This is a genomic window from Salinarimonas soli (genome assembly GCF_008386575.1).
GTDB classification, from domain to species: domain Bacteria; phylum Pseudomonadota; class Alphaproteobacteria; order Rhizobiales; family Beijerinckiaceae; genus Salinarimonas_A; species Salinarimonas_A soli.
In genome coordinates, this window is sequence record NZ_VUOA01000209.1 from 1 (window position 1) to 509 (window position 509).

The window sequence follows — 509 nt, forward strand, 5'->3', positions numbered from 1 at the left end:
GTTGTGATGTCTTCTACGCCATGACCTTCTTCAGGAATGCTGCGTAGGGGATCATGCCGTCATCGTCTTCAGGGTCCATGCAGTCCTTTGTGACTTCAGCGACTTCACTGTCGTCAAGCTTCTCACCTAATGCAAGAAGCGCGTGTGTGAGCTCAGCGCCAAGCATGAGACCGTTTTCGTTCTTGTCATACAGCTTCAGACATTCCAGGAAATCTTCATACGCTCCCTGGTCTTTGTCTTTCTTTGCTTGGCTGTAGATGGGAAGGAACTCTTCGAGTGTGAGCAGCTTCTCGCCCTTCTTCTTTGTACCACCGAGTTTCTCGATGGTTGCCAGTGTGGGGTTTGAGTTGAGCGCTCTCAGGAGATCGCCAAGGTTGAAGGCATCGATCTTGCCTTTGCCTTCAAAGTCGTAGATTGAGAAGGCGAAAGACGCCCTTTCAACGTCGTTCTTGCTGAGGTCGCTCATTTTGTGTGGTGTTTGTCGGTTCCCTCCCGGTCTTCACTGGCAG

The 509-nt window shown here is 51.1% G+C and carries 1 protein-coding gene; it reads right to left on the reverse strand.

The window, feature by feature from the left end:
• Window positions 1–13 precede the first annotated feature (13 nt).
• Window positions 14–466, reverse strand: a complete 453-nt coding sequence (locus F0L46_RS27870; RefSeq protein WP_149822427.1) for an EF-hand domain-containing protein — start codon at window positions 464–466, stop codon at window positions 14–16.
• Window positions 467–509: the final 43 nt, after the last annotated feature.